This window comes from Sphingomonas sp. CCH5-D11 (assembly GCF_001557395.1).
GTDB lineage: Bacteria > Pseudomonadota > Alphaproteobacteria > Sphingomonadales > Sphingomonadaceae > Sphingomonas.
In genome coordinates, this window is the sequence record NZ_LSKH01000030.1 from 1 (window position 1) to 5,273 (window position 5,273).

General features: G+C 64.7%; 4 protein-coding genes and 2 pseudogenes. 1 reads left to right on the forward strand and 5 read right to left on the reverse strand.

Annotated elements, in window-relative coordinates:
• The 3 genes and pseudogenes from AX702_RS02085 to AX702_RS02095 form a co-directional block, all read right to left on the reverse strand.
• Positions 1 to 242 (reverse strand): annotated as a pseudogene (locus AX702_RS02085) (cyclopentanone 1,2-monooxygenase); the annotation flags it as partial.
• 82 nt (positions 243 to 324) lie between these two features.
• The gene (locus tag AX702_RS02090) at positions 325 to 591 is read right to left on the reverse strand and encodes a hypothetical protein (RefSeq protein ID WP_037529330.1); all 267 of its coding nucleotides are present in this window, start codon (positions 589 to 591) and stop codon (positions 325 to 327) included.
• 20 nt (positions 592 to 611) lie between these two features.
• Positions 612 to 1,175, reverse strand: a complete 564-nt coding sequence (locus AX702_RS02095) for a recombinase family protein (RefSeq protein WP_056496550.1) — start codon at positions 1,173 to 1,175, stop codon at positions 612 to 614.
• 138 nt (positions 1,176 to 1,313) lie between these two features.
• On the opposite strand from AX702_RS02095, the gene AX702_RS02100 reads away from it, so the two are divergent.
• Positions 1,314 to 4,193, forward strand: coding sequence for a Tn3 family transposase (locus AX702_RS02100; protein ID WP_007406882.1), 2,880 nt, complete (start codon positions 1,314 to 1,316; stop codon positions 4,191 to 4,193).
• A gap of 24 nt (positions 4,194 to 4,217) precedes the next feature.
• On the opposite strand, the gene AX702_RS02105 is transcribed toward AX702_RS02100, so the two are convergent.
• Both AX702_RS02105 and AX702_RS21470 read right to left on the reverse strand, forming a co-directional pair.
• Positions 4,218 to 4,631 (reverse strand): hypothetical protein, encoded by a 414-nt coding sequence (locus tag AX702_RS02105; protein ID WP_007406868.1) that lies wholly within the window; start codon positions 4,629 to 4,631, stop codon positions 4,218 to 4,220.
• Between the two features lie 463 nt (positions 4,632 to 5,094).
• Positions 5,095 to 5,273: pseudogene (locus tag AX702_RS21470) on the reverse strand (S-(hydroxymethyl)glutathione dehydrogenase); the annotation flags it as partial.

The following is a 5,273-nucleotide window of genomic DNA, read 5'->3' on the forward strand; positions in this document are numbered from 1 at the left end:
TCCGGCTCGGCCTCGAAGCGGGACCACCCGCCCGTGCGCAGATGCTCGAGGAACCCGACGACCCAGTCACCCTGCACTTCCGCGGCGGTCGGACCATTGGAGAAGCCGGACGGGCTCTGCGGGCCGTAGAGGAACAGCATGTTCGGGAAGCCCGAGACCGCGTAGCCGAGATGCGTGCGTGCGCCTTCGCCCCAAGCGTGCGCCAGCGTCGTCCCGTCGCGCCCGCGAATGTCCATCCGCATCAGCCCTCCCGTCACCGGGGTCACTGCACGAAAGTGAAGTTTACGTACGCTAGGATCGAACGAACGGCGAACGCGGACGGTCCTAACGTCTGAAGGGAATGACGACAGCCTGATCGAGGAAGACGCGCATGCCTTCTTCTTTAACGGTCTGGCGGAAGGCGGCATGAGCCGCATCGTCGGTCGCGAAGAGGTCATCCCACACCGTGGACGTTCCATTCTCATTTTCCACTTCGAGCGACCAACCCGGCTCATTCTCGAGCCTTATGATATTTACACTCACGGTGATGCCCTGCTCTGTAACGACGCCGGATAGGCTCGAAGTGACGATGTTGGGGTCGCGTTCGTGCATCACTCTTTCCTCATGCTTTGCTACGGTTTGGCAGCGGCGCCTTCGAGCGCCTTGTAGAGCGCTGTTTTACCGACTTTGAGCCGCGTGGCCGCCTCCCGGACCGTCAGGCCTGCCGCGATATGATCGCGCGCCTTGCGCAATTTGTCAGGCGTGATGACCGGACGCCGACCGCCAAGGCTCCCCCGTTCCCGCGCAGCCTTCAAGCCGGCGTTGGTGCGCTCGCGGATCAGGTCGCGCTCGAACTGGGCGAGCGAGCCGAAGATGTTGAACACGAGCATCCCGCCCGACGTGGTGGTGTCGATCTGCTCGGTGAGCGATCGGAAACCAACGCCACGCGCGGCCAGTTCGCCGACCTTTTCGATCAGGTGGCTCATTGAGCGACCGAGGCGGTCCAGCTTCCATACAACTAGCGTGTCACCGCCACGTAGATAGGCCAGGGCCTCGGCAAGCCCCGGCCTATCAGTTTTAGCGCCGGACGCATGGTCGTCGAAGATGCGCTCGCATCCGGCCGCGTTGAGCGCGTCGTTCTGTAGCGCCAGCTTCTGGTCGCCGGTCGATACCCGCGCATAGCCGATCAGCGCCACGGTCGGTTCCGATCTGTCCGTTGTCCCATCGATTTGCATTCTTGTCCGAATCGCCATCGCGGGTCCAGAGTTGACGGACATATTCATGCTGGCCGCCAGAGGACCGTCTGACGGACAGCCTCAAGGAGGTTCAGGGTCATGGCGAGGCGACGCCTGCTCACCCGCGAGGTGCTGGCGCGTCAGCTCGATCCCCCGACCGACGAACGCGAGATCGCGCGACACTTCACCCTGACACGCGAGGATCTGGATTGGGTCTCGATCCGGCGTGGTCCCGCATCGCAGCTCGGCTACGCCATGACGCTCCTTTATATGCGCTGGCCCGGGCGGGTACTCGGCGCGGACGAGACACCGCCCTTATCGATCCTGTCGTTCGTCGCCCGTCAGCTCGATGTGCCTGAAGCGGCTTGGCATGACTATGGCCGTCGTGAGCCGACCCGCCGTGCGCATCTCACCGATCTGGCACGACGCATGGGCTATCGAGCGTTCGGCCGGACCGACTTCCACGCACTGGCCACCTTCGCCATGCCCGTGGCGCAGACCATCATCCAGCCATTGCAGCTGGCCGAGATCGTCATCGACGAAATGCGACGTCGTCGCCTGTTGCTGCCGCCCGTCACCGTCATCGAGGCGATCGTACGACGAGCGCGCCGCCAGGCCGACGAACTCGTCCACGATGTGCTGACCCAGGGGCTGGGTGATGGCGGACGTACCCGCCTCGATGCGCTGCTCGCCCGTCGTGGCGACCGGGGTGCGACGTGGCTGTCGTGGCTGCGCAACCCGCCGCTGTCGCCGGCACCGCGCAACGTCATGCGCCTGCTCGAACGACTGGATCATGTCCGGGCGATCGGACTGGCCCCGGCGCGGGCCGCTACGATCCCGACCGCGGCCTTCGACCGCATCGCCGACGAGGCGGTGCGGATCACATCGCAGCATCTGGCGGAACTGCCCGACCGGCGCCGCCATGCCGTTCTGGCGGCAGCCGCGCTGCGGCTTCGTGAGAGCCTCGCCGATGCGGTGCTGGCGATGACGGACAAGCTGCTCGGCAGCATGATGCGGCGCGCCGAGAACCGGACGCGCGACAAGGCGCTGGGTACGATCCGCGCGCTCCAGGCACAGTTGCGCCTGCTCACCGGCTCCTGCCGCCTGCTGATCGATGCACGGGCGCAAGGCTTGGACTCGCTTGCCGCGATGGCGATCGACTGGGAGAAACTGGGAACGGCGGTCGGGGAAGCGGAGATACTGGTCGCGCCGGAGACGACCGATCGTACTGCCGAGCTGATCGACCGGCATCGTTCGCTGCGCCCGGTGATCGGGCCGCTCCTCAACGCCTTCACCTTCCAAGGTGCCGGTCCTGTGCAGGGGCTGCTCGATGCGGTCCGGATTGTCGGTGAGGTTTATCGGACCGGCAGGCGACGCTTGCCCGACAATCCACCGCTTCGCTTCGTGCCGCCATCGTGGCGGCCTTTTGTGCTGCGCGACGGGCAGGTCGTCCGCGCAGCCTATGAACTGTGCGCTCTCACCCAGTTGCGCGATCGGCTGCGTGCCGGCGACATATGGGTAGAGGAAAGTCGCCAGTATCGTGCTTTCGACAGCTACCTCCTGCCGCCCGCCACCTTTGCGGCGCTACGCGAGCGCGGGCCGTTACCGTTGGCGATCGACACCGACTTCGATACCTTCATTGCCGGTCGCCGTGCCCGCCTCGATACCGCGATCGAACAAGTCACGGCGCTCGCCCGGCAGGGGGAACTGCCCCAGGTACGGCTCGACGCCGGCGGGCTCGTCATCTCGCCGCTCAAGGCCGTAACCCCGCCCAGTACAGAGGACGTGCGGCGCATGGTCTACGACCGCCTGCCGCGCGTGAAGATCACCGATCTGTTGCTGGAGGTCGATGGCTGGACCGGCTTTTCCGAATGCTTCACTCATCGCCGCTCCGGTCGACCGGCCGATGATCGTAACGCGCTTCTCACCGTGATCCTGGCGGACGGCATCAATCTCGGCCTGACGCGCATGGCGGATACCTGCCAAGCGGCCACCCTGCGCCAGCTCGCACATCTGCATGACTGGCACGTCAGCGAGAGCGCCTATGGCGCAGCGCATGGCCAGCTCTTTCACGCCGGTGGGCGCGGGGCTGCGATCGGTGACATCAACGCGCGTAACGGCAACGAACCCGGCGTCAGCTTCTACACCCACATCTCGGATCAATATGACCCGTTTGCGAGCAGGGTGATCGCGGCGACAGCGGGCAAGGCGCCCTATGTCCTCGACGGGCTGCTCTACCATGCCACCGGTCTGTCGATCGAAGAGCATTACACCGATACCGGCGGGGCCTCCGACCATGTATTTGGCCTCATGCCGTTCTTCGGCTACCGCTTCGCGCCGCGTTTGCGGGATCTGAAGGAACGACGCCTGCATCTGCTGCCGCAGCAGGATGCCGGGGCGCTGCTCGTCGGACTGACCGGCGATCCGGTCGCGGTCGGCCACGTCGCTGACCATTGGGACGAACTGCTCCGCCTCGTCACCTCGATCCGCAGCGGCACCGTCACCGCCTCCGCCATGCTGCGCCGGTTGTCCGCCTATCCACGTCAGAACGGCCTTGCGCTGGCATTGCGTGAGGTCGGGCGGATCGAACGCTCGATTTTCATGCTCGACTGGTTGCGCGACATCGACCTGCGCCGGCGTGCCCAGGCCGGACTCAACAAGGGAGAGGCGCGCAACGCGCTCGCCCGAGCGCTGTTCTTCAATCAGCTCGGCGAACTGCGGGACCGCCGGTTCGAAAACCAGACCTACCGCGCCTCCGGCCTCAACCTGCTCGTAGCCGCCATCATCCTGTGGAACACCCGCTACCTCGAACAGGCCATCGCCGGCATGGCCGTGCCTCCTGAAACTGCCCGCCACATCGCACCGCTCGGGTGGGAGCATATCTCGCTCACCGGCGACTACCGCTGGAACACCGACGACCGCCCTCCGGTCGGCCAGCTCAGGCCGCTACGCACACCCACATCGTTGCTCGCTGCATGACGCGGCTTCGTGTTCGCCTATCGTTCACGCTTGGCGTACGCTGGTCACACTTTCGTGTCGTAGCCCCGCATAGAGCATGGGTTGATGGCGCGGATATTCGCCGACGCGCGAATAGAGCATCCGCACCAGGCTGGAGAGCGTCGTCACGCTGCCGACCGAGGATCGCGCGTTGGCCGAGCCGCGCTGCTGCTGCAACGCGACCGCAGGCGGCAAACCGTCGATCGCGTCGACCTCCGGCACGCCGGCCTGGTCGATCAGGCGACGGGCATAGGGCGCAACCGATTCCAGATAACGCCGCTGCGCTTCGGCATAAAGGGTGCCGAACGCGAGCGATGACTTGCCCGAGCCCGATATGCCGGTGAACACCACGAAGGCGTCGCGCGGTACATCGACGTCAATATTTTTGAGGTTATTCTGGCGCGCGCCGCGAACCTGCACGCAAGCGGGCGGCCCTGTATGCCCATGATCGGTGGCCGGCGTCGTCGCGTGAATATCCTTGCTCTTCAATTCAGTCTTCCTGCCCTAACCGCCCGTGCGGTCCAAGGTTCATCACAGTCGGGTAACAGATGAATGCTTTTCCGACTCAATACATCCAAAGGTCAGGCTGACCCGATATTCGGCACCTTTGGAATATTTTTCCAGCATTGGACAAAGGTTACGACAAAACCATTTTCCCCGTTGGGTCGCGCGACGAGGCCACACACACTCCGCTGGTAAGCGCCTGGGCCAGGCGGCCCTGGTCCGTGCCGCTATCGGCATGTAACGACCGTACTTCGGCGCTTGTTACCGCATTGCGACGGGTTGCCCATTTGCCAGAGCGCGCTTCATCATGGCCGGGGTCGGGCCATGATGACGGCCGAGTTGTCGATCCGAGCGCCTCGCGCCGCTTCGGATCGGCGGGTCAGTAGTGAATGACCGTGCGGATCGACTTGCCTTCGTGCATCAGTTCGAAGGCTTCGTTGATCTCCTCCAAACCCATCGTGTGGGTTACGAATGGGGCCAGATCGATATCGCCTCTCATCGCATCCTCGACCATGCCGGGGAGCTGTGTACGTCCCTTGACGCCGCCGAAAGCGGACC